Source organism: Carboxylicivirga agarovorans, assembly GCF_050589845.1.
GTDB lineage: Bacteria > Bacteroidota > Bacteroidia > Bacteroidales > Marinilabiliaceae > Carboxylicivirga > Carboxylicivirga agarovorans.
In genome coordinates this window covers 34,860-59,362 of record NZ_JBNGPA010000028.1, presented here as the reverse complement: position 1 = coordinate 59,362, position 24,503 = coordinate 34,860, and the positions used below count along the sequence as shown (strand labels likewise).

Sequence of the window (24,503 nt, the reverse complement as noted above, 5' to 3'; positions counted from 1 at the left end):
GTTCCATTCCGAAGGAATAATCCGTTAAATTGATGCATTGTTCTGACATCATTAAGAATGCTTGGTTCTTATTGATTCCGAGCTTATAATCCTATGCATTCCATTTATTATAAAAACAACTTAGATATCATTCAAAAAAAAACGGGCTTGCTCTGATGCTAACCCGTTTTTTGTAAAAGAAATAATATATTAAAAGACTTCGCGTTTATACGTTTTAAAAAGTAACCGGAGGATCAGCGAACCCCTTTCCCTCCGGTTATCACAATTCAACTTACCCAAATTATATTTCCCAACTTCTACTCATTTTCTTATACTGGTAAAAAAAAGGGAGAGTAATTATCTTAACCGCAGCACCCCCCTTTTTATTTATCAAATCACAACTAATAATTATCTGCAGCTATATCATCGGTAAACTCCTCTACTTCTGTTTCGTCCTTTTTCAGTGAAACAATATCTTCAGATCCAATTGCTTCTTCCAGGTTTAATAGCATTACAAAGCGACTATTCCTGTTTACCACACCATCAATAAATTCGGAATTGTATCCTTTTGCAATCGCTGGCACATCCTCGACAAGCTCTGAATCAATTTCAATAACATCAACCACCTTATCTGTTTTGCATCCAACAAGATGTTTCTCGTCGCCTATCTGAAGGTTTAAAACCATTACAACAAATCGCTCCCCCTCTTTGTACGCAGGCATATCGAACTTCATACGCGTATCAATAACAGGTATTACATTACCCCTGAAGTTAATAACACCTGAAACAGTAGGAGGAGCCTTTGGTAAAGGCGTAATGGTATGTTCTTCATCGGTCTCAATGATCTCTAGTACCTTATGCACGCTAATTGCGAATAGCTCATCCGACAACTGAAACGTAAGAAATGATTGGATCTTATTGGAACTCATGCTACACTGGTTTAATGTTATTTGACAAAAATAGTGGCCATATCAATACTATCCACCCCCCTATTATCCTGATTTACACCAATACTTTTTGGTTGATTTTATCCTTTTCTTCGACTGACAGTTGAGCATTGCTTGCTTCCGGATCACTCTCCCTATTATCTGTATCCTTATTTTTTTCGACTTTTACAGCCTTTAAAGCTTCCTGCAATTCATTCTTCATTTTAGCCTCATACAGCTTTTCCTTATTGTGATAAACCAATTCAATTTGTTTGAGCTCCCACTTCTCGTCCAGGACTACTTCAGTTTGTTTGCGATGCAGCATATATTCATACGGTCCTTTGGGTGTTATCATCTTAAACAACATTGGAGCCACCTCTATGAATATGAACAATAAACTGATCAGCCATTTGGCTATCATTACGGAGCTGTTTTCTTCACTCAACCGACTCAATGCCATTATCCGCGCTGCCAGTCCGTTATTTGAAGCAATTGAGACTTTAAATTGAGCCAATCGCTGCTCTTTCATCTTTTTATTGGCACTTAAGCGATCCTCCAGAACACTAACTCGTTTTTGCTGCCTGACAGCTTCACTCCTGTTCTCCTGCTCATAATTGAGTAACTGTTGCTCTAATCGTTCATATTCCTTTTTCTTTTCCTTGTATATGGGGCCTGAACCTTTTTTACCGGAGCCTCCAGAGCCATCCAGCTCCTGCATATATATTTTGTAAGCAATATTGACTTGATGCTGCAAAGCTTTAATATTCCTCCTTCTCTCTATCTCTTGCTGTTTTATGGTATCCAGCTCTGTCAGCAGTCGTTTCCTTTCCTCACTAAATAAGGCATCCACATTACCTTCCTGCTGAGCCAGCTTAGCCAGCCTGTCTTCCTGAAGTGTCAGGTTAATTTCCCGTTCAAATAACTTCAACTCCAGGGGAACAGCAATTATGATTCCCAGGAATACAGCCATAACTAAACGCGGCATCACCCTTGAGAATAGGGTTCGGGCATTGACCTTATCAAAAAAGTGAATGGTACAAACGATGTATCGATCAAGGTTTAAAATAAGAGCTCCCCAAAACACGCCAAATACCATGGCCAATAAGTAGGATTGAAACACAGTGTAACAGGCATAACCTCCCGCCATGGCGGCCATCATTGCTGTAAAAAAAATAGTTCCCCCAATACCGAAGAACTTGTTTTTTTCAAGTGGTACTTTTCTCAAAATATCCAGGTTGACACCCGAGGTCCAGAAAAACAGCTTTTGCAGTACTGTGAACTGCTCTTTATTATTGATAACCTTCTCTTTTGATTCTGACATGGACAAGCTACTAATTATCATTAAGATATAAACCCTGCTTCAGAGCACTGTTTATTAAAATGGAATTGATCAAGATCTTAGATCCCAGCTCTTATCCCATCAACTTTCAGAATACAAAGTTGCCAAAAAAGAGAACGCCTTTAACTACATAAAAACCCTATAACACACCCCCCAAATGTACCGTTTTTACCTCAATATGAGTTTTTCATATAAGTTTTAAAGACAGGCTGTATACATTTGCAGTTCAGAAGTCAGTATTACTATAGAATAATACCTTAATAATCTCTTTTAATTATAGTAATATCATTAGCAGGTAATGGAGCGACATTTCATGATTTAACCCGTCCGGTCCACAAATGCATCCATTGCCGGCTAAAGGCTTTTTTAGGACAATGACATATTATTGTTACACCCCATACCAAATGCCTCTTCATCGGAAGAATTGGCTAATCATGCCCTTGATCTGGAAAAACAAGCCATTCAGCTCAGAAATATGATTTCATTTTTCAGACTATCATAATCTCAGAATACTATTGTATTGAATGGAAAAGGAGATGACCTCAATTAAGGTCATCTCCTTTTTTAATATTGAACAAAGGCTATAAGCTCTGGTAAAAAGGTGACACTGCCCTACCAGTACCACCCTGTTGGAATCCCGATTAGCAATAGTAGTTAGAAACTAATCTAATCCAATATATAAAAATAACCCCACAGTACAAAGTATGTTTGATTAATTTATACATCGGCTGACAAACAAAGAGTGGCTTTCGTATAATAATATCAGGCTTGACCTTGGAACGATTGAGAATACTTATGTCTTAATTATCGAGGTGCCAATAAGATAAAAGGGAAAGAGGCTGCTCATGGAGAACAGCCTCTTTACTATCTGAATAACTCTGGATGTGATTAGAATAAGGGGGATCTAATCATACGGGAAAACAAGTTAAACAAACAGATAGATCAATTAAACTAACGAATACATCGTCTTCAGGTTTTCTATGGTAGTAGCAAAAGTAATGCTCCTGATGTGTTTGCTCAAATATAAAAACCTAAGTCTGCCAGGGTAGAATTACTATTTTCAGTATAGTATTTCACCTATTCAGAATGTCGTGATATAAATAAGGCGCCCACTAAATAACAGGCGCCTCATTCTTTACAACAAATAACCGATATTAAATACTTACATATTCATCTGCCAATGCTTTTTCATCAAGTTCAAGATCAATCACTGGCTGATGGTTGGTTTTTCTGATCTCAGGCCTTGCAATTTCCCTTTGCACATTTGCCTGAAATCCATTTCCAAAACTACTCTTCTCTGTCATCTTAAAGAAATTGGTCACTTCATTTAACTCAACCGCCTGGCGAGCCATCTCTTCAGAGCTACCAGCCATTTCTTCGGCAGCTGATGAGTGCTTTTGCGTTACCATACTTAATTGCTGCATGGCATTGTTTACCTGTCCTACTCCGACTTGTTGTTCCTGACTGGCTGTTGAAATTTCTTCCACCAGTTGAGTCGTTTTCCTGATTTTAGGTAATAAGGCCTTCAATTGCTCGTTGGACTGCTCGGTGGCTTGTGTTCCTTTCTGCGTCAGTTCCACAATTTCCTGGGCTGCCAGCTGGCTTCTCTCTGCCAGTTTACGCACTTCGGCTGCCACCACGGCAAATCCTTTACCCTGATCACCGGCACGTGCTGCCTCAACAGCAGCATTGATGGCTAACAGATCAGTTTTTTCTGCAATATCAACCACCACTTTAATGCGTGAATTGATGTTACGAACCGAATGAGCACTTTCATCGGAGGCCACAGAAACCTCTTCCATTGCCTGGCTGGTTTCTCTTGATATCTGACGGGTTTGATCAGCGTTTTCTGTATTCTGCTGAATATTGGCTGCCATCTCTTCCATTGACGAGCTCACTTCTTCAGTTGATGCTGCCTGCTCATTTACTCCGCTTGATATTTCATTGGCATTGGCGCTTAACTGCTGACTGGCTGTTCTGAAGTTATTGGCTCCGGTTTTAAAAGACCCAACAATATTGGTTAAATTGGTTAAGATACTTCCCACAGAGCGGGCGAAATCACCAATCTCATCTTTACGTGTATCAAATCCTTCTGGTATAGTCAGGGTTAAATCACCATCGGCAATGCGACGCAGGTCAATGTTCAATTGTTTAAATACAAAGCCCATTAAGCGCGTGGTTGCGTAATTGACAATGATCAATACAACAGAGATCAATAAAAGGATGGTAAACAAAGTAGTTATTGATGAGCGTAAATCACCAAAGGCATCCGTCATTGTATTCATGCTCTCTTCACCCACGCGGGCTTCAAATCGTATCATCCCGCCTTCCAGCTTGTCTTTGATCTCATTGATCTCCTCAACGTTTTCGATGTAACGATTCGCCAGGTCCATCAATATTTTATTGGATTCACCGGCCTGAAGCACCATATCAACAAATTTGGTATTCCTTAATGCCTCATAATCCCTGGCTACATTAGCTTTAAACTGATCCAATACACCCAGGAGCTGATTTTTAGTGCTGATATCATCTTTCAGTTCTTCAAATAACAATTGCAACTGAAAGTTCAGGTCCGAGGCACTTTTGGCACCCTTCAGCACATTACGTTCCAAAGAAGATACTCCCGCTCTCGTTGTCTCTCCAATTAAACGATCAGTAACTATTTCAATATAACCATCGGACTGTGACTTAGCCGCATTGGTTGCATTATAATAGTCTGTTTCGATGCGGGCATTGCTTATTCGGTTTTGCTCAACCCTTTCCAGTTCTGAAACAATACCATTAACCAATAGCAATAACTCTTTATCGTCGGCATTTTGATTGGCAGAAGATAAATCGCCTTTTAATTCAGATAAGGACTTTTCTTCATTCAGGTATTTGATGATTTCAGTATTTAACTGCCCCATCTCATTCAGGTTATCCAAACCATCATTTGTACCATCCAGGATTGAACTTAACCTGGAATTAAACATCAATGCAAAAATAATGAGCAAGCCAATAAAGACAACCTGGCCAGCAATACCTAATAGTAATTTTTGCGTAATTTTTAGATTCATAATCGTGTTGATTGATCGTTGATTGTTAATTGTAAATTTGTTGATTATTTATAGTTAAACAGGTAGTGTTATAGTTTATTCATTCAAGCAATTCTCTATCCTTAATTAACCCTGGCTGCAGGAGCCACCATAGCTATTCTCTCCTATTTTGTAATGGATAAGCCAACAATGGTAAATAATTGCTTTGAATCGGGATTCAATACCATTTGTGCAAAGACAGGCAGTCCATAGCTATTTAAACTAAGGTCTCTCGTCCATTGAAAACCCGTGCTAACAAAAGCAGCTGACCTGGCCCAGTAGCCTGGTGCCGGCGTTGCTCCTGCAAAAAATTTTAATGTATTCTCTCCAAAGAAGCTTGTATGATTCAATTCCAGGTAAGTTGAATACGTATTAATTGATGTGTTGTTGAAAGTGTTATATTCCCACAAATAAACATCGGCCATAAAACCAATACTTCTGGTCAATAAAACATCGGCCTCCAGGTTGATAAACTGCCCTGTTTTCGAAGCGTCGAAATCAAAAACCCGGCTCGCCTGGTAACCAATTCTATACTCATTGGCCAGCTTTAAAATGATTGCCTCCATGGGTTGATATCTTATATACAGATCAAGCTGACTGGCTTCTCCATTGCTGGCATACCCGGTAAACAGTCCCGCAGAGAACTTTTGACTATGACCTTCTATTTCCAACTGTAAAACAGGATTATGCCGACTTAAAGCAGTACCATGTTTCACATCCTGAGAAATCAAACCGGCTTTAGCGCTGATATGTTCTGCCGATAGCTGCACTCCTATCAACAGAAAGGCAATAGAAACAAAGCATCGACCTACATGTAACTGATTCAAAACCGGTAGCAATTAATCGTTGATCGCCTCTTCATCTGTAACAATTTCTTCCTCCTCTTCATTTTTGATCTGTATGATCTCATCAGAATCAATGGCCGCCTCAATGTCGAGTACCATTACAAATTCTTCGTTGCGGTAAACCACTCCCGATACATAATCAGAGTTATAACCTTTACCTACTTCTGGTACCGGCTGGATATCCTTTTCCATGATCTCAATAACATCGACCACTTTGTCAGACATGGCACCTACAATGTGTTCTTCGCCCCCAAGGTTCAGGTTCAATACCATGACAACAAAACGCTCCTGATCTTCATAATTATCAAGGTCAAATTTCTGGCGTGTGTTCACCACAGGAATCACATTACCTCTGAAGTTAACTACTCCTTCAACGGCCTCAGGAGCCTTTGGCAGGTTAGTGATGGTATGATCTTCTGACGTCTCTATTATTTCCAATACTTTATCAACGCCTATGGCAAATAGCTCACCTTTCAGACGGAATGTCAAATATGATTTGATCTGCTGGTCTGTCATATTTACTGAATTCTAATGTGTTATATCCTTATGATTATTCCAGAAGCCTCTTAAATCCCGATTTAGTAGACTTGTTTGGACTTAATGCTCCTTAATTCTCTACAAAAGTACGGTCATAACTCTTAAGCGTTATCGCCAAATAGGATGGACTTGGCAAGACTTTAGGCGTATTTTTCACCAACCCTTTTGGGTTACTCCAAGCCGAAATAACAATTTAAAAACTACCTGCTAATTGATTAGCAGCGGAGCAACAGGCCATTTGAGTTTACCTAAAAAAAAAGGTTCATGAACCTCATTTGATCATGAACCTTTAACTATGAATCTATTAAATTGGAAGTATTTACGTTTGCTGAAAACCACTTAAATGATCACTACATTCTGAGTGGCTTCGTGCGACTCATTCAGGTTCCTTTGTAATAGTTAAGCAGTTGTGCCTTTCAAAAGGGAACATCCTTGGTTACAAAAGGCCTTAGCTTTACCCTTCAATCAAAACCAGATCCTCTTTAATCGCTTTCATCACCAGGTGAGCAGTATTACGTGCCCTGGTTTTTTTGATCAGTGTATTTCGATATTTCTCAATGGTTTTAATACTTAAACACATTTTCAAGGCAATTTCTTTATTGGTATGTCCCGTACAGATCATACCCAAGGCTGACAACTCATTAACAGTCAGGTCGTAATTATTTGGTACCTGACCAACTTCTTTATCCAAAACGAGCTGACGCATAATATCCTGGGAGAAGTACAGACCACCCTGATTCACCTCTTCGATGGCATCAAACAGGTCTGTTAAATTAACATCTTTGTTAATGTAACCTTTGACACCGTATTTTATCATGCGGGCGTAGTAATTCTTTTGGTCCAGCATAGATAATACAATGATTTTCAAATCGGGATGCATCTCAAGAGCTTTCAGTGTTGCTTCGCTCCCATCCATCACCGGCATTGAAATATCCATTAACACAATATCCGGTTTAATTTTAGCTAATTGCTGTAAAAATTCTTCGCCATTGCCACAATCAAAGGCCACTTCCATATTACTCTGCCCATTCAGCAAAGTAATAATACCATTACGAAATAATTCCTGGTCTTCAACAACTGCTATCTTAATCCTTTTTTTCATTATCAGGTACTATTTAGAATGAGTGAATTAATTACTCAAGTTATCTAAATTTAATGGTAATTCAATTGTATAGGATATACCTAATTCTTTTTTTGCCTCAAAAGCAATATTACCGTTCAGGGCTTTGACCCGGTTATAGATATTAAATAGGCCCATACCATTTCGTCCCTCTTTAATCGTATCGAAATCAAAGACATGCCCATCGTTATAAAAACTTAAAACAGCCACATTGGCTTGTTCGTTAACTTCAATATTGATACAGGAGGCATTGGCATGTTTAATGGTATTATTGATCAATTCAGCAATGATACGATAGAAAGTAAACTCAATGACCTGGGGCAGACGGCTCTTAATATTAAACGCTCCGAAACACTTTATACCCGATGCAATTTTAATATTCTTCAGCATTTGCTCAACGGCAGATTCCAAGCCAAAATCCTTTAATAATTGAGGATACAGGTTTCTTGATAATTCAGAGTTATGCTTGAGTGCCGCTTCAATATTAGCATTTAACTGACTGCTTAGTTTTCGTCGCTGAATGGGATTGATCGTCTTTAAATAGGCCTGATTCAGCATTTTTGTCATTGATAACAAAGGCCCCAATCCATCATGCAGCTCCTGTGACAAACGTTGTCGTTCTTTTTCCTCTGCCTTAATAGCCGCTTTCGCAATATTCTCCTGTAATTGCTTCTTCTCTCTCACATCTCTTATTGTAGCCACCCGCAAGTCATTATCTTCAAGTGACACCCAACGCGACTTAACCTCAACCGGAATCAGGTAACCATCTTTGTGAATGATTTCTATTTCAAAGGTATCCGTTACATCCTGAGATATAGATACGTCAAGCAGCCCATGGTATTTTTCGGGCACGCCTCCCTTTATTGCACGTAAATGCATTTCTTCCTTACTGTAACCGACAATATTTGAGATAGCCTCATTGGCGTTGACAATAACACCCCCCTTATGAATGATAATACCTTCAGAGGATTGTTCGGACAATTGCTTAAAACTGGCATTGCTCTCTTCAAGGGCATGTTCCGTTTTCTTTTGTGCACTAATGTCAACCAGGGTCACTAAATAGTTTTCCTTTGTATAGTCTGATAACAGCGAGGCCGAGGCTAAATAGTATTTTCGTTCCAGTTTCCCCTGGCTATTGACCAACAAAGAAATTTCATGTGAGGTTTTTTGACTGTCGGGTTTAATTGTATGCAATAAAAACGTTCGCAGTTCACAATCGGCACAAAAGGATGTTGTGCCACAGCCTTCTACGCTTGATCTGGCATTGGCACATTGCACAATATCACCCTTTCTGAGGCTTGAAACATGTACATCGGAAAAGTCATTGCACTCAATGGCCGTCTGGTTTACTTTTAGTACTTTTCCTTTACCATTAACAACAAACATAGTGGCAGGCGCATGATCAAAGATGGTTTGCAAACGCTGTTCATTTTCCTGTAGCTGAAGCTCCAGTTGCTTTTTCTTTGAAACATCAATTAAGGTTCCTGCAACCAAAGCCGGATTACCCAGCAGGTTGTGTTCAACTATTTTACCCCGTGCATTGGCCCATAACCAGCTGCCATCTTTTCGTTGCTGTTGAAACTCCACATCAAAATGGTCGATTTCCTTATTAATAAAGCGATCAACAACATTAACTACCGCCTCCCTTTCTTCGGGATGAATCAATTGTTCCCATTGACTTCGGTTTAGATCACAAAGTTCATTATGCTCATAGCCAAGGCGCTTTTTCCAGAAAGAATTGATCTGTATCTGATCGCTTTTAATATTCCACTCCCAGGTGCCGGCAATGGTGCCTTCGATAATATTGAGTGCTTTACGGCGTTGTTCCCTTAACTGCTCTTCCATATTGCGTTGCATGGTCACATCTTCGGCTATGGATGCCAGGTAACCCGCACAAGGTCTGAAAGCAAACACTTTAAAGTACCTGTTCAGTCCTTTTGAATAATGTATGAACTCCTCGTTAATGCCTGTTTTAGTTACATTGGCATAGCTCTTTAATTTGCTTTCAAAACTGCTGTCTTCCAATTTACGCATTATGTCACTTAAGCTGACATTTTGTAATTGTGTTTCATCAAGACCGGTAAATTTTATGAATGAAGGGTTGACTTCTTTTAAAACAAAATCAACTATATCACCATCGGCTCCTACTACAGCTTTGTACAATGCTGCACCGTTAACCATGTGCTTAAAAAAGAGACGGTATCGTTCCATAAAACCCGCCAGGTTATCCTGACTCTGACAGGTTAGCATCCCGGTTTCACTGGCAATGACTGATGGTATATTCTTTTTGGCATTAATATGCCGTTCCACCTCCCATACCCGCTTAATCAGGCGGGAAATCCCTGTATTATTCTTTAATACAAAATCGTAAACTCCCGCCTTAATGGCATCAACTGCCTCGTGCGTATTGCATATATTAGAGATAAGAATTATCTGAACAGAAGCATATTGCGCTTTGACTTTATTAACGATGTCAATGGAACAGGAGTCGGTTGCAGCAATAAGCAGATCAATGGAATACTTGCTGATCAGCAAATCAATATTATGCCATTTATCTGATTCATATATTCTACAGGGTGTTGCTTCTTCTAATTTATTGACAATAAATTCACGCTCTGTTGTATTTTGATCAATTACCAGTATCTGCATTAATAAAGTTCTAATTGCGCCCTTAAGTGTTTTAATTCAATTCTCTGATCGTCATTGAGATGATGATCGTAAATAAGCATGACGTTGTTATTATCTGTTCTTTATCGGCATGTACAAAAAGGCTATATGTGTTTTCATATAACCTTTTAAAAAATCTGTCACCAATACTCTTCAGTTATTCTACCTGATCTTAAAGATGGAGATCAATTGGTTTAACTGTTGCGCCTGCTGCTCGAGTTCATAAGCATACTTAGCCAGGTTTTGAGATGATGAAGCATTTTGCTGGGTAATCTGATTTAGTTGCTGAACGGCCTCATTTACCTGGTTCGTACCATGTGCCTGCTCACTGCTGGCAATTGCTATTTCCTCTACTAACTCAGATGTTTTTTCAACAACAGGAGTCGTCTTATTTAAGGTCTCCACTGCATCTGAAATAGTCTGATAGCCAATCTCACTGTGCTCAACAATTTCATCAGCTGCTCTTTTACTGGTCTCAGCCAGTTTGCGCACTTCACCGGCAACAATAGCAAATCCCCTGCCATGCTCACCTGCCCTGGCTGCTTCTACGGCAGCGTTAATGGCCAGCAAATCGGTTTTATCTGCGATTGAATTAATGATCTCAATGCGCTCCTTAATTGTGCTGTTTGCTTTAACTGCCTGATCTGATTTGACTGACACGTCGTGAATGCCCTCTTTAGCTTCCTTTGAATAAGAACCGGTCTGATTGGCATTGGCACTGTTCTGTTGTATATTGGTGGCCATTTCTTCCATGGTTGAAGAAACCTCTTCGACAGAAGCAGCTTGTTCTGTTGCCCCTTCCGACAGTTGATTCGCGGTACTTCGAACCTCATTACTGGCATGGGCTAATTGTTTGGCTCCATTTGTGATATCAGCAATTGTCGTTTTTAAATTAGATACTAAAGAAGAAATAGAATTCGTCAAATTCCCAAGTTCGTCCTGTTTAGCTGAGCGACTGGCCTGAATGGTCAGGTCGCCGGCTGCCACGTTTTTAAGATTGGCAATGGCATCTTCCAGCGGCTTCTGCACATTGGTTTTAATAACCTGGTACATGGATAAACCTACAATATAGGCCATCGGCAATGTCCAGAACAATGCTTTCAATCCTGCCTGACCAGTGTAAACCCCCAGCCAAAGAATCAATAAAACATAGACCGTAACGGCAAAAAATACATTGGTCAAAAATGACTTTTTGAACATGGCCTTTAAAATAATATAACATACAGGCAAATTGGCAATTAACAAAAGTGCTAACAACAGTAGATCATTCATGGGTGAATTGCTATAAATTAAATACTTTGCAAATATAGCGTAGCCCCACACATCTACTATACCAATAAATAGCCGTTTTAACCAACCTAAAAGTAGGGTATTAGCAGATGGCCAATAGCAATTCTATGTTCTGATATTTATGAACTTATAGCCTCCATACGTTCCTGCAGCTGCTGTTTCTCAACCAATAACCAGGTTGTCTCCAACAACAAACTCACCTGCTCCAATTCAAAGTGCTCAAAAGCATGACTTTGGCGACCTAACCATATTACCGCCTCCACCTGATCTTCAAATACAACAGGAATCGCTGCCGTAAAATAATGGGAGTTATCCTCTTTGATTTTGCTCAATTCTTCATTTCCAAACACGCCACTGTCAATAATGATTTTCTTTTGAGCTACAGCTCTGCTAAGAATACCGGTTTGTTGAGCCTCCGTATCACTGTTGAAAGTATGTGTTAGCTTAATGTCTTTATCAAATTTACTTAATACAAAAACATTACTCGTTTTTTGGTACATAAAAAGACAGGCACGATTAGCTAAGGTGTATTGCTTTACTTCATCAACTGCATAATCAAGCAAAGCATTAATAGATGATGCATTATAGTGTACAATGTTATCTAATCCTTTTAATCGCCGGTTCACCTTCAGCAATTCATTTTTTGATTCAAATTCCTTGGTTTGATCAATCACTATTGAAAATAACACATCACCCTGTACCCCTTTGATCAAGCTAAAAAACACCTCTGCATGAATGTTTCTTTCACCATCTGCCTGCTGTACAAACCTAAAGCTGGTATTTTTCCCTTTTACCACTTCCTGCAATTTTTGTATTGTAGAGCGCCGGGAGCTCTTATTCAGATTGTAGAAATAGCTTCCAATCAGTTGTTCTGTCGTCTTGTTATAAAGCTTACCTGCTGCCTCATTCCCATTGGTAATTACTCCGCTTGACGGCTCAATGAGTAACATGGGCGTTAAGCTGTTTTTGAAAATGTTTTCAAATCGCTGCTCACTTAACTGCAGCTCCTGCTCGGTTCGTTTACGTTCAGATGTTTCTCTGTACCAATCAATGATGCGATCGATCAGTAAAATATCACCATGAGTAAATCCGTTTTCTTTATTACAAAAATGCATGATAGACACCACCTGGCCTGACCTGATAACCGGATACAACAAGCTATGGGTAAAACCGGATGATGCATCGGAATTGTTAATAATAACCGGCTTTTGCTCTTCCAGACATCTGTCAGTGTACTTTTTAAAATCCTTTGATAAATAAACACCTTCATTATGTGAGGCACAAAGGCTTAACGCTGAGTTTGACCATGTTTGAATTGTACTGTAATATATCGCTTCTTTAAAAGGTAACAGAATGGCAGCCTGGCAAGCAGTGATCTCCACCAGATCATCGAGAATGACCAGCAGGAGTTTTTCTAAACTAACTTCAGGATATAACTCCAGTAGCGACAGGCGTTTTTGGGTTAATAATTGCTCTTGCTTTTGAGCAGTAATGTTTCGGAGGGCCACCAGGCGCATGTTTTCACCCATATAGTGAATAACATTGGTTTCCAATTCATAATTCCTGTGTTCTCCATTCTTTTTCTCAATGGTTATTTCGGTAATACCCACATACTGGTTTTTCATGTTTTGAATAACCGTATCTCTGTAGGCTGGTAATACTTTATCAATTGGAACAGGACTACCAATAATGGATTCTTTTGAGTCCTCTTCGAGCATTTTCACAAATGTATTGTTACATTCAACGATAATGCCCTCTTTGTGAATAAAGATACCTTCACTGGTGAAATTGGATAATATTCTGAATTTCTTTTCACTATCAGCCAATGCGGACTCAAACTCCTTTTGTTCGGTCACATCCATAATGATGGCATTGATCTTTATTGGTTCGTTCCTTACCGAATAAATTACTTTGCCTTTTACATTACACCATATCCAATGACCGTTGCAATGCAAAATTCGATAGCAAAGATTAAAGTCTGGATTGGTTCGGGATTTCTCTATATCAAGAACATCATTTACAGGACCTACATCATCTTTATGGATCAGGTTCACCCAATAATCAACCTCATCTTCTCTCTTATCTTCCGAATAACCAATCATGGTGGCTGCCCTGGAATTGTAGGTAATATGCCTGGTAGTCAGATCAACTTCAAAGGTACCCAGCGAAGCACTCTCAATAACCATCTGCAGGCTTTCTTTTCCCGCTTTTAATTCTTCCGACAGGTGACTCAATTCTATATTCTTATTTATCAACTGCTTATTGGACGCCTGAAGCTCAAGGGTACGTTTCTTAACTTTCTTATCAAGTTGTTTATTTAAACGTTCAATTTCGGCTCTGTATTTTGCATTTTTTAAATGAATATCAATGCGCATTAAGAGCTCCTCATCATTGATCGGTTTCGGTATATAATCGACACCACCGCTTTCAAAAGCTTTTACCTTATCGAAGGTATTGCTTAGAGCAGACACAAAGATGACGGGAATATCAACATGGTTTGGGTTGCATTTAATGGCTTTACATGTTTCATAACCATCCATACCAGGCATCATGATGTCCATTAAGATCAAATCTGGTTGAATGGCATCTATCTTCGAAACAGCTTTCTCGCCTGAAGTTGCTATTGCCACCTCATAACCTGCCCTGATAAGAATCTCTCTAATAATATCAATTACTGACGGTGTATCATCAACAATGAGTATTTTATCATTTACATTCATCTTCAACACTATTTAATTCAATGACATTGAACACAATTCAATAATAGCATCATCATCATATTTGACAATGGCATCGTTAATTTTACTTATAAATACAGAGTATTGTTCAGTATTTAATTCTTCAAGTATCTTTTCGATGGAATTGAAATCCCCTACTATAGCGAAGTGCCTGATGGATTCCAGCAACTCATTTTCAGGAAGTAGAACATCTCCCGACTCTTCTACTACCTCGTTGTTGTACTTTAATTTAATAGGTAATAGATGCTCAATTTTTCCTAAAAGTACTTTAAGGTCGATCGGTTTTGGCAAAAAGGCATCACATTGATTCTCAAAGATCTTACGTCTACCCATACTTGTCAGGGTTGCTGAAACCCCCAATACCTTAGGACGCTTTAAAGGTAATTCCCGCAACAAATCAAGGCCGTCCTGGTCCGGCATCATAAAATCAAGGATCAACAAATCAAATACCTGTTCTTCCAATACCTTCAATGCTTCATTGGTATCTGAAGATAAGCAGATGTTGAAACCCAAGGGATTAAGGAAATCCTTGAGTAAGGCTACATTGGCCTGGTTATCATCAACAATTAATACGGATTGCCGTTCTCCCAGATATCCAACAATCACATCAGCCTCGTTCGATGGTTTATCCAGTACATAGTCACCAACAAATTCTATGGGTAAACTGACTTTAAATATACTGCCCTTGTCCTCTTCAGAAGTAAGGTTAATTGAACCTCCCATCAGGTTAATTAACTCTCGTGTTATTGGTAATCCTAAACCTGTTCCTTCTATGTACTTATTTGTCTTATCATTTTGGGTAAAAGGTTCAAAGATTTTATCTACATGTTCCTTTTTAATTCCAATGCCCGTATCAGCAACAATTAATTCAAGCCGGGGCTCAATACCCTTTGAAATTTCTATTTTAAGCGTTATCCCTCCTGCATTAGTGTATTTTACAGCATTTCCAAGAAGGTTGAATAATATTTGCTTTAAACGCCTGCCATCTAACCTGATCAGTAAATTAACATTCAGGGCCGGTTCGTAATTAAGGTAGAGCTGTTTTTCTTCGGCTTTAATTTTTATGATCTCCAATACGGCCTGTATCAGATCTGACAAGTTGACCACATCTTCTTCAAGGATCAGCATTTTGGCATCCATCTTTCCAAAGTCCAGTATTTCATTGATCATATCCAATAAATGCTGACCACTTTGATGAATTGTCAGAAGATTTTTCTGCTGTTTAGGATTGATATTGACATCTTTCTGAAGGATATGGGCATAGCCTAAAATGGCATTCAGGGGAGTTCTTAGTTCATGACTCATATTGGCTATAAAATCACTTTTTGCCTTACTGGCCAGTTCTGCTTTTTCTTTGGCAAATTGAAGCTCTGTTGTTCTTGTTTCAACTAATTCTTCCAGATTTTCTTTGCTGTGCTCAAGCTCTTCATTGACCTTTTTATACTCCTCGTTTAAGCATTCATATTCTATCATTTTCTGGTGCAACTTCATTTCGGCCTGCTTCTTCTCTGTCAGATCAATGATAATGCCACTCATTCGAAGCGGATCGCCATTAGGCGACCACTGCACTACTTTGGCACGGGAGCTTATCCAGAACCAATACCCTTTTTGATGCCAGGTCTTATACTCCACATCATAGCACTCCGATTGGCGGGTATAATTTTTATACAACTCCTCCTGAACCCTGCCAATATCCTCCTTGTGAATTAAACTGCGAAGTTCTTCTTCGGGTATAATCAGTTTATCTTCAGACAAACCCAGTATGCTCAGGAACTGTTTATTGACTATGAACCTGCCTCTTTCAATATCCAGATCCCAGGTTCCTGCATTGGTTCCCTCAATAATAAAGTTATTTCGAAGTTTTGATTCCTCTATCTGACGATAGGAAGTTACATCAGAAGTGATCTTTTTAAAGATAGCAGCAAAGTATCCCCTACGCGGGCAGTATAAACTGATCTCATAATAGTCTTCATTATATGGATCTTTTCTCACCACCTTGGCACTAATCCCTTCCAATGCCACCTGCTCTATCAGCTCAAGCCATTCATTCTCCAGGCCTGCACTTCCAGGAATCAGCTCACTTTCCCTTAGATTTAAAGCTTCTTCTTTACTTTTTTGCAAATAATCGAGGTAAACAGAATTAATATCTTCCGGCTTATAGTCAATAATCTTACCGGACTCATCACAAATGACTTCATACAAAGCAAAGGCATTATTCATATTATCGAATAAGCTTCGGTAGCGTTCTTCACTGTTGCCCAAGCGTTCATTGGTCAGGTATAATTCCTCATTGTTAGCTTTTAGCTCCTCTTCAGTGGCCAGTAAGTCATTGTTCTTTTGGTGCAGGTCTTCACTAATGGCACGATACTCTTCATACAATGATAAATTCTCATCAACCTGTTCACGCAAGCGTTTTTGAGACTCGTAGCGCTCTGTCAGGTCATGGTGATTACCAATAATCCTATAAGCTTTGCCGTTATCATCCCTTAACAGGTATCCGTTGGCTAAAACAGGCACATAGTGTCCTTTTTTATGTCTGATGCGAAATTCAACTTTATAGCGTTCCTTATTTCCATTGATATACTCATATACTGAAGACAGGACATTATCAATGTCATCTTCATGAACCAAAGCACGCAGATTATCTAAACTGGCATCTAACTCATCTTCCTTATATCCAATATTTTCCTTGTAACGTTTGGACCAAAAAACCTTATCCGTTTCAAGGTTCCAGTCCCAGATACCATCATTTGACGCTTCAATGGCCAGACGGAACAGTTCCTCTTGCTCTTTAAGTTCCTGAGCCGCTTGTTTTTGCTTGGATATATCGGTATGAACACCACTTACACGAAGAGGTTTTCCATCAATCGTCCATTCAACAACCTTTCCCCTTGATTCAATCCAGACCCAATGTCCCTCTTTGTGCTTCTGACGAAACTCAACATCATAGTTTTCAATTTCCTTATTGAATAATTTATCCAGCTTCTTCCTGGCATGCATCAAATCATCGGGATGTAAATGATCCTCCCATGTTTTGATGCTGATTGGCTCCAACTCATTTAAAGAATAACCAATTATTTCGGCCCAACGTTGATTGATAACCAGATCACCAGTTTGAGTATTCCAATCCCAGGTACCCGCATTGGTTCCTTCAATAATGAACTCATTGCGCTTTCTGATGTTATTTATTTCACGATGAGCCATCACATCATTGCTTATATCGTGAAAAACAGCTGCTACGAAGCCTTTTTTAGGACAATATAAATTGCCTTCATAATATTGTCCGTCGTACTGCGCTTTGCGAACTATCCCTGCCGATATACCTTCATGGGCAACCTGTTGCATCAATTGCAGCCATGCTTTATCCAGCTTCTCAGAATCTGATACCATCTGACTGTGCTTCAAGCCAATTACCTCAGACCTGCTCCTGTTCATATAATGAATATACATACTATTGGCATCACGCGTCACATAATCCATGATCGTACCTTGTTCATCGAGCACTATTTCATACAAAGCAAAAGCCTCACTCATATTGTCAAACAGAGCCCGGTACTTATCTTCACTTTCGGCCAGCTGTTCGTTGGTACAATACAACTCTTCATTATTAGCACGAAGCTCTTCTTCAATGGCTAACAAGTCATTGTTTTTTTTGTGCAGCTCTTCATTAATAGTCCGGTATTCTTCATAGAGCGAAAGATTTTCGTCAACCTGCTGACGTAACTTACTTTCCATCTCATACCGCTCTGTTAAATCGATATGGGTTCCAACCACCCGATATACCTTTCCATATTCATTGCGCATTAAATACCCCCTGGCCATGATATTGACCAGGTGGCCATTTTTATGCTGCATTCTAAATTCTGTCTGGTATGTATGGCTTTCACCATTAATGTACTCTTTCACCTGGGCGAGTACTCTTTCCAGGTCTTCAGGATATAAAAGAGATTCGAATGTGCTCAGCTTACCCGGCAGTTCACCCTCTTTATAACCAAGCATTTCCATATAACGTGCTGAGAAATAGACCTCGTTGGATTCCAACTGCCAGTCCCACACACCATCATTGCCAGCTTTAACCGCTAAACGGTAAAGTTCCTCCTGTCTGTCTAACTCAAAAGATGCTCTTTTTTGATCGCTTATATCAATTTGAGTACCCCAAAGGTAATGCAGGTTATTATCCTCTATTTCGCCAACTATATTATTCCTGAAATAAAGGATGTTGCCTATTATATCAGTTTCTTTCGTTTGAAAATTGATCCATCGGTATTTTCTGCTAACCAGGTTGCGGATTAAAGTTCTGGCTAAATCTTCATCCCTTAATAATTCAACAAGTGTTAATCCTATAATCTGATCGATTCCATCATAACCATAAGCCTTTGCAAATTCATGATTGCAATCTGATAAAATCATATTTTTAAGGCATAACTCTACCTGCTCGTTATCACTTTTATCTAAACAAATAGCCTCTTTAAATTGCCATAAATGAATTCCTTCAGCGCTTAATTTGAAAAACTGTTGATAACGTCCCAGAGAATATTCCAGCTTCTTGTTCTCCTGCTCAAGTTGTTGTATTCGTTCTTGTAATTCTTTCATTCCGGCAAATCCTTTATTTTTGAGCTATCGATTCTTTATGATATTCAACTTATACGAGTACCATTCCCTATTAACTGATAAGATCAGCCCAGGCATTATTTTGTCAATTCAATGGATACATGTCTAAAACCAATATGATGATAATCAGCTTACTTCGGGCAACATAACCTTTGTAATCACACCACTATTGTCCTCTTTATTATTAAAAAGTAAAGTACCACCATGTACCTCGATAATAATTTTCGCCAGATACAATTCCATGGCATTGTTTCGTTCAAAGTTGTAGTTCTGGTTATTAATTGAATCGAAAAAATGCTCAACATTATGACCATTGAATAAACTTCCGGTGTCTTCCATTTTCATTACCAACATTCCTTCATCCCTATACATATCTATATTGATCTGCCCGGAATCGGTAAAGATGATACCTGAGTTTATTAGTGCCTCCATTGCAGATTGCAGGTATTGAAAATCGGCCTTAACGATGGCCGGTTCCTCATTTCTGTATTCAATCACAATTTCTTTTTCCTCGGCTTTAACAGATAATTGTTTAATGCAATCTCCAATAATTACCCCCCAATCGACCTGTTGATGGTTTAGCTGAGTATTACCTCTTAGTTGAAGGTTAGCAATCTGAAGGGCTGCGTAAGAGTATTTTTCGAGATTGGAGACTGAACGATCCAGGAGATCAATCACTTCGGTGAAATAGGATTCTTCTGAATAACCTTTTAACAAATTCAATGACCCAACTATGCCGTTAAGCGGGGTTCTTATTTCATGACTGATTGATTTGAGGAAGTCATTCTTAGAATCATCTAAACGCTTAAGTTTCTCATTGGCTTCCCTTAGTTCAATCGTTTTTTTATCTACTTCTTCATTAAGCCATTCATTAAGATCTGCCAGTTTCCTTCGTGACTCTTTCAGTTCAATATGATTAGCCAAACGGACCAGTAGTTCCTCATGATTAAAAGGTTTGGTCAGGTAGTCATTGCCGCCAACACTGAATCCGGTTGTAATACTCTCAATATCTTCACGAGCTGTAAGAAATATTATTGGAATGTCTTTACAATGGGTCAGTTGTCTTATCTGCTTACAGGTTTCAAAGCCATCGATACCCGGCATCATGATATCAAGTAAAATAGCGTCAAAGAGCTGATCCTGCATCCAGGCAATGGCATCTGATCCATTTAAAGCCACTTCGATAGTGTAGTTATTCTCTGTTAAAAGGCTAGCTAATACCTGTAGGTTTTTAGGATTATCATCAACAATGAGAACTTTATAATTAGATTTGGTCATTTGTCTGTTGTTATCGGTAATTAGTTAATTAGCTTGTTTAGTATAGACTCATAATTATTCAGCAGATTCTGGATAGATTCAAAATCGAATGATTTAATGGCTATGTCAACCTCTTTTTGATAATTCATTACAAAATGAATGGGTATCATTTGGGTACACTCTTCCAAAGCCTGGTTAAATGCCTTTAGATCAGAAGTAGAAGTACGTTGTTTTAAGCGCTCACAGATTTCCGTTGTTTTATCATCCAATAACTTATATAGTTTTAATCCATCTTCCTTATGAAAAGTCAGTTCTTCATCAGGAACATTCACTTGCTTCGTATTATCTGCAGAACTTATGCAATACTTTCCAATAACATCAACTATGCTTTCTTCAGATATTGGTTTTGTAAGTATATCATCAAACCCGGCATTCATTATTTCTTCAACTTCCTGGTCCAATGTAGATGCAGTAACAGCAATATTTATTAATTCCTCTTTTTCATCAAGCTGCTTCACTCTTTCCAGAACCTCGAATCCATTCATATCAGGCATATTGATATCACACATCATTATATCAAACTGTCCTTCTTCAATCATCTTCAAGGCATCATTACCATTGTTGACTGCTTCTACTTTCAATCCCAGATTGACTAATAAAAGTTCCAGAATATCCAGATTCGACTCCACATCATCAATAATTAAGACTGATTTTTCACTTAATATAACCTCACTATTATTCTGCACAGGCGCTTGCTCATCAACAATATCATCACAGGCTATATCGGGAATGTGAATTGTAAACTGACTACCTTCACCTTCTTTACTTTTGAGGCTTATGTATCCATTCATCAGTTTTACCAGTTTATTGATTATAGATAAACCAAGACCTGTTCCCTGAACATGTTTATTAATGGTTTTTCCTTCCTGTTCAAACGGCTCAAAAATGGCCTTTTGCCTGTCTGCTTTAATGCCGACCCCGGTATCGGCAACCGTAATAAACAGATCACCTTGCTTTTGCCCGTCCTTCTTATTGAAATAATAGATGATGTTTATACTACCCTCATTGGTATACTTTACAGCATTATTCATCAGGTTTAAGATGATCTGCTTCATTCGGAGTTCATCAACATAAAGTCTGTCAGGCAGATTATCCGGATGAATAAGAGTCATTTCCAAACCCTTTACATTCGCACTGTACCTGAGTGTTTCAGACAGGTCGACCAGCAGTTTCTTTATATTGACCGGCTCATATTTCAGAATTACTTTACCGGCTTCTATCTTTGAAACATCCAAAATATCATTGATCAGTGACAATAAGAGTTTGCCACTTGTTTTTATGGACCTGAGGTAATTTTTATAGACCGAATCCTGCAGGTTTTTACTCATTATATCAGAAAAACCAAGGATTGCATTCATTGGGGTTCTTATTTCGTGCGACATACTGGCAATGAAGTTCGTCTTTGCATCATTGGCAGCCCTTGACTTTTTCCGTTCTATCTCAAGCTCAATCAGTAACTCTTTATGACGGGTAATATCCTGAATAATACCTGATACAGAAGTGGATTCTCCCTGAATTTTATTTATATGTACACTCAGCCATAAGTACTTTTGATGGGCATCCAGAAATCTAAATTCCATTTCATTGGTTGCCAGTCCTCCATGAGTCAGTGCTACAACCTGATCTGTTAAAACAGGCAGGTCACTCGGGTGAATACGAGATAACAACCACTCTTTTTCAATACCCCGGTCAATTTCAATTCCTATAATATCTTTGACGTGACTATTGGTTACAAATTCATTTTGTTTCAGGTCATATTCAAAGAATGCAATGCGACCGGTTAACATTGATAATTCCAGTTGCTGATTGAGCAAACTGATCTTATTTTCTATTTCAATTCGGTCGGTAATATCCACACGAACCATTGCCATGTTCTTTTTGCCATCGCTGTTTATATATGGAAATGTCGTTACCTGGTAATTGATTCTGTTATCCTTTTGTGAGCTATGGTACTGGGTTGATACTTCTCCAACTGACGAAATATGCATGGGGCAATCTGCACAGATTTTTAATTGACCTTTCGTATGCACATAGCACTTTTCATTTAAACCTTCTCCCTGTATACTATTGTAAATAATGTTATGGTCTTCATCAATAATGAGAAGCTGGGTATTGGTTACATTTAATAGAAACTCTAACTGCTGATTTAACTTTTGTGACTCACGCTCCAGTTCTTTGATCTTTGTGATCTCAACAGAGGTACCACACAGGTTTTCAACTTCCTTTCTATCATTCAACACTGGAAAATACGAGGCATAAAACCATTTTTCTTTCCCGGTTTGATCATTTAATGAATACTCAAAGTTAACTGCAACCTTATTTCTTATTACCTCTTGTTCTTTCTCTCTGAGCAGACTTGCGGTCTTTGAAGGCACAAAACCATCCAGTGTTTTCCCTAATAATTCATGCTTAGGCACACCATAGAATTTTGTGTAGTATTCATTGACGTTTAACCATCTGCCTTCCACATCTTTCATAAAAACAAAAGCCTCGATGGAGTCTATAAAATTATTGAGAAGCTGCTTTTCATTTTCGAGCAGGGCATTGGCTACTTTTTGCTCTTCTTCATTGGCCTTAACGTGAGTGATATTGATCATAAAACCAACCAACTCGGCGATGTCGTTATTCTCATCGCGCTTAACAATAACAATATCGCGCACCCAGATAATCTTCCCGTCCTTTTGTATCAGGCGATACTCAAATACATGATCAAGATCCTGTACACTGCAGTTATAACAGTAATTGGTTGCCCATTCTCTATCATCTGGGTGGATACATGCGGCCCATTTTTCAAATGTGGGCCAATCGGCATGGTTATAGCCTAAAATCCGTTCTCCTTCATTTCCTACATATTTAAATTCATTGGTTTTAAAATCCATCCGCCAGGGAACACCATTCATGGATTCAAGCAGGAAATTCATTGTTCTTTGATCGAAAGTTTTTTGAGTTGTGGATGAATTATACAACAGCTTCAGATCATTGCAAAAATTACCTGTCATGGTATCGAGCACTTCCATTGCGTCTTGTGCCAGGTCTTTTTCACTACTACTAATAAGAATTAAATACCCCCATTGAGAAGAGCAGTCTTTTTTTACGGGCCTAATGTCCAACAAGAACCCAGCTGATAAATTATTAACAATACAGCTACGAAGTTCGTCAGTCAGATCAAAGCCTTTAACATGATTGCCAATTATTTCTAAAATTTCTTGCTGATAATTACTGTTAACGCCATTAGTTTTTGCCTCACTAATTATCTCTATATTTTGCGATTGCTTTGATATGATGCAGGAATAATCACAATCAATAACCTGGTTGATCAGTTTTAATTGTGTATTCCACCGGGTTAGAATATCAGTATTTACCATCTGCACAAAAAAATTAGATTAACGACTATTACTAAAGTTCGATGATTTTATTTTTAATTGCATACATAACTAAACTGGCACTGTTACGACAATTGGTTTTTGACAGCAAATTACTTCGGTGACCTTTTACCGTTTGTGCACTGATAAAGAGTTTTTCTGCTATTTCATCATTTGTTAAACCATTACATATTTCAACTAAAACTTCCTGTTCCCTTTTTGACAGATCGGATGTATTAGCCACCTCTTTCTTATCAGGATTGTTAATATTGGTAATGATCCTCCTTAATAATTCATTCGAGAAGTAACTATCGCCATCTAAAACCGAGTCAATAGCCCTTTCGATTTCTTTAATACCACTGTCTTTTAAAAGAAAACCTTTAACGCCTGATTCGATCATTTTATAATAATATTCTTCATCACCATGCATTGATAAAGCAATCACCTTTATGTCAGGATGGCGCTCAACAGCAAACTTTGTTGTTTCAATACCATTCATCACCGGCATTGATATATCCATTAATACTAAGTCAGGAACATTATCTTCAATGGCAGTTAAAAATTCTTTTCCGTTGGAGGCTTCCCCGCATACTTTACCAACGCCTTCCATCTCAATTAAGCTTTTCATTCCTTCTCTGAAGATACGATGATCATCTACTAAAAATATTTGCACCTCTTTCATTTCTTAATCAGGTTAT

At 38.6% G+C, this 24,503-nt stretch carries 13 protein-coding genes; all 13 read right to left on the bottom strand.

Going from position 1 to position 24,503, the window contains the following annotated elements; translation table 11 throughout:
- Nucleotides 1–380: 380 nt before the first annotated feature.
- Nucleotides 381–908 (bottom strand): chemotaxis protein CheW, encoded by a 528-nt coding sequence (locus ACRD69_RS19990; protein ID WP_430816909.1) that lies wholly within the window; start codon nt 906–908, stop codon nt 381–383.
- Nucleotides 909–981: 73 nt separating this feature from the next.
- Nucleotides 982–2,226 (bottom strand): DUF4407 domain-containing protein, encoded by a 1,245-nt coding sequence (locus ACRD69_RS19985; RefSeq protein WP_430816908.1) that lies wholly within the window; start codon nt 2,224–2,226, stop codon nt 982–984.
- A gap of 1,172 nt (nt 2,227–3,398) precedes the next feature.
- Nucleotides 3,399–5,300 (bottom strand): methyl-accepting chemotaxis protein, encoded by a 1,902-nt coding sequence (locus ACRD69_RS19980; RefSeq protein WP_430816907.1) that lies wholly within the window; start codon nt 5,298–5,300, stop codon nt 3,399–3,401.
- A gap of 143 nt (nt 5,301–5,443) precedes the next feature.
- Nucleotides 5,444–6,145 carry a hypothetical protein gene (locus ACRD69_RS19975; RefSeq protein ID WP_430816906.1) on the bottom strand — a complete coding sequence of 234 codons (702 nt, stop codon included), beginning with the start codon at nt 6,143–6,145 and terminating at the stop codon, nt 5,444–5,446.
- A gap of 12 nt (nt 6,146–6,157) precedes the next feature.
- Nucleotides 6,158–6,679, bottom strand: a complete 522-nt coding sequence (locus tag ACRD69_RS19970; protein ID WP_430816905.1) for a chemotaxis protein CheW — start codon at nt 6,677–6,679, stop codon at nt 6,158–6,160.
- Between the two features lie 475 nt (nt 6,680–7,154).
- Nucleotides 7,155–7,802 (bottom strand): response regulator transcription factor, encoded by a 648-nt coding sequence (locus ACRD69_RS19965; protein ID WP_430816904.1) that lies wholly within the window; start codon nt 7,800–7,802, stop codon nt 7,155–7,157.
- A 27-nt stretch (nt 7,803–7,829) separates the two neighbouring features.
- Nucleotides 7,830–10,469: a PAS domain-containing sensor histidine kinase gene (locus ACRD69_RS19960; protein ID WP_430816903.1), complete on the bottom strand. Its 2,640-nt coding sequence runs from the start codon at nt 10,467–10,469 to the stop codon at nt 7,830–7,832.
- Nucleotides 10,470–10,649: 180 nt separating this feature from the next.
- Entirely contained in the window at nt 10,650–11,759 is a 1,110-nt protein-coding gene (locus ACRD69_RS19955; RefSeq protein ID WP_430816902.1) for a methyl-accepting chemotaxis protein, read from the bottom strand.
- 137 nt (nt 11,760–11,896) lie between these two features.
- The gene (locus ACRD69_RS19950) at nt 11,897–14,497 is read right to left on the bottom strand and encodes a response regulator (protein ID WP_430816901.1); all 2,601 of its coding nucleotides are present in this window, start codon (nt 14,495–14,497) and stop codon (nt 11,897–11,899) included.
- Nucleotides 14,498–14,509: 12 nt separating this feature from the next.
- Nucleotides 14,510–19,108 (bottom strand): PAS domain-containing hybrid sensor histidine kinase/response regulator, encoded by a 4,599-nt coding sequence (locus tag ACRD69_RS19945; RefSeq protein WP_430816900.1) that lies wholly within the window; start codon nt 19,106–19,108, stop codon nt 14,510–14,512.
- Nucleotides 19,109–19,252: 144 nt separating this feature from the next.
- Nucleotides 19,253–20,404, bottom strand: a complete 1,152-nt coding sequence (locus ACRD69_RS19940) for a hybrid sensor histidine kinase/response regulator (RefSeq protein ID WP_430816899.1) — start codon at nt 20,402–20,404, stop codon at nt 19,253–19,255.
- Nucleotides 20,405–20,424: 20 nt separating this feature from the next.
- The gene (locus tag ACRD69_RS19935) at nt 20,425–23,808 is read right to left on the bottom strand and encodes a PAS domain-containing protein (RefSeq protein ID WP_430816917.1); all 3,384 of its coding nucleotides are present in this window, start codon (nt 23,806–23,808) and stop codon (nt 20,425–20,427) included.
- A gap of 31 nt (nt 23,809–23,839) precedes the next feature.
- Nucleotides 23,840–24,487: a response regulator transcription factor gene (locus ACRD69_RS19930; RefSeq protein ID WP_430816898.1), complete on the bottom strand. Its 648-nt coding sequence runs from the start codon at nt 24,485–24,487 to the stop codon at nt 23,840–23,842.
- Nucleotides 24,488–24,503 lie beyond the last annotated feature (16 nt).

What these genes read in the sequence shown, in the direction of transcription:
- ACRD69_RS19990 (WP_430816909.1), bottom strand. Translation starts at nt 908, where the DNA reads ATGAGTTCCAATAAGATCCAATCATTTCTTACGTTTCAGTTGTCGGAT.
- ACRD69_RS19985 (WP_430816908.1), bottom strand. Translation starts at nt 2,226, where the DNA reads ATGTCAGAATCAAAAGAGAAGGTTATCAATAATAAAGAGCAGTTCACA.
- ACRD69_RS19980 (WP_430816907.1), bottom strand. Translation starts at nt 5,300, where the DNA reads ATGAATCTAAAAATTACGCAAAAATTACTATTAGGTATTGCTGGCCAG.
- ACRD69_RS19970 (WP_430816905.1), bottom strand. Translation starts at nt 6,679, where the DNA reads ATGACAGACCAGCAGATCAAATCATATTTGACATTCCGTCTGAAAGGT.
- ACRD69_RS19965 (WP_430816904.1), bottom strand. Translation starts at nt 7,802, where the DNA reads ATGAAAAAAAGGATTAAGATAGCAGTTGTTGAAGACCAGGAATTATTT.
- ACRD69_RS19960 (WP_430816903.1), bottom strand. Translation starts at nt 10,469, where the DNA reads ATGCAGATACTGGTAATTGATCAAAATACAACAGAGCGTGAATTTATT.
- ACRD69_RS19955 (WP_430816902.1), bottom strand. Translation starts at nt 11,759, where the DNA reads ATGAATGATCTACTGTTGTTAGCACTTTTGTTAATTGCCAATTTGCCT.
- ACRD69_RS19950 (WP_430816901.1), bottom strand. Translation starts at nt 14,497, where the DNA reads ATGAATGTAAATGATAAAATACTCATTGTTGATGATACACCGTCAGTA.
- ACRD69_RS19945 (WP_430816900.1), bottom strand. Translation starts at nt 19,108, where the DNA reads ATGAAAGAATTACAAGAACGAATACAACAACTTGAGCAGGAGAACAAG.
- ACRD69_RS19940 (WP_430816899.1), bottom strand. Translation starts at nt 20,404, where the DNA reads ATGACCAAATCTAATTATAAAGTTCTCATTGTTGATGATAATCCTAAA.
- ACRD69_RS19935 (WP_430816917.1), bottom strand. Translation starts at nt 23,808, where the DNA reads ATGGTAAATACTGATATTCTAACCCGGTGGAATACACAATTAAAACTG.
- ACRD69_RS19930 (WP_430816898.1), bottom strand. Translation starts at nt 24,487, where the DNA reads ATGAAAGAGGTGCAAATATTTTTAGTAGATGATCATCGTATCTTCAGA.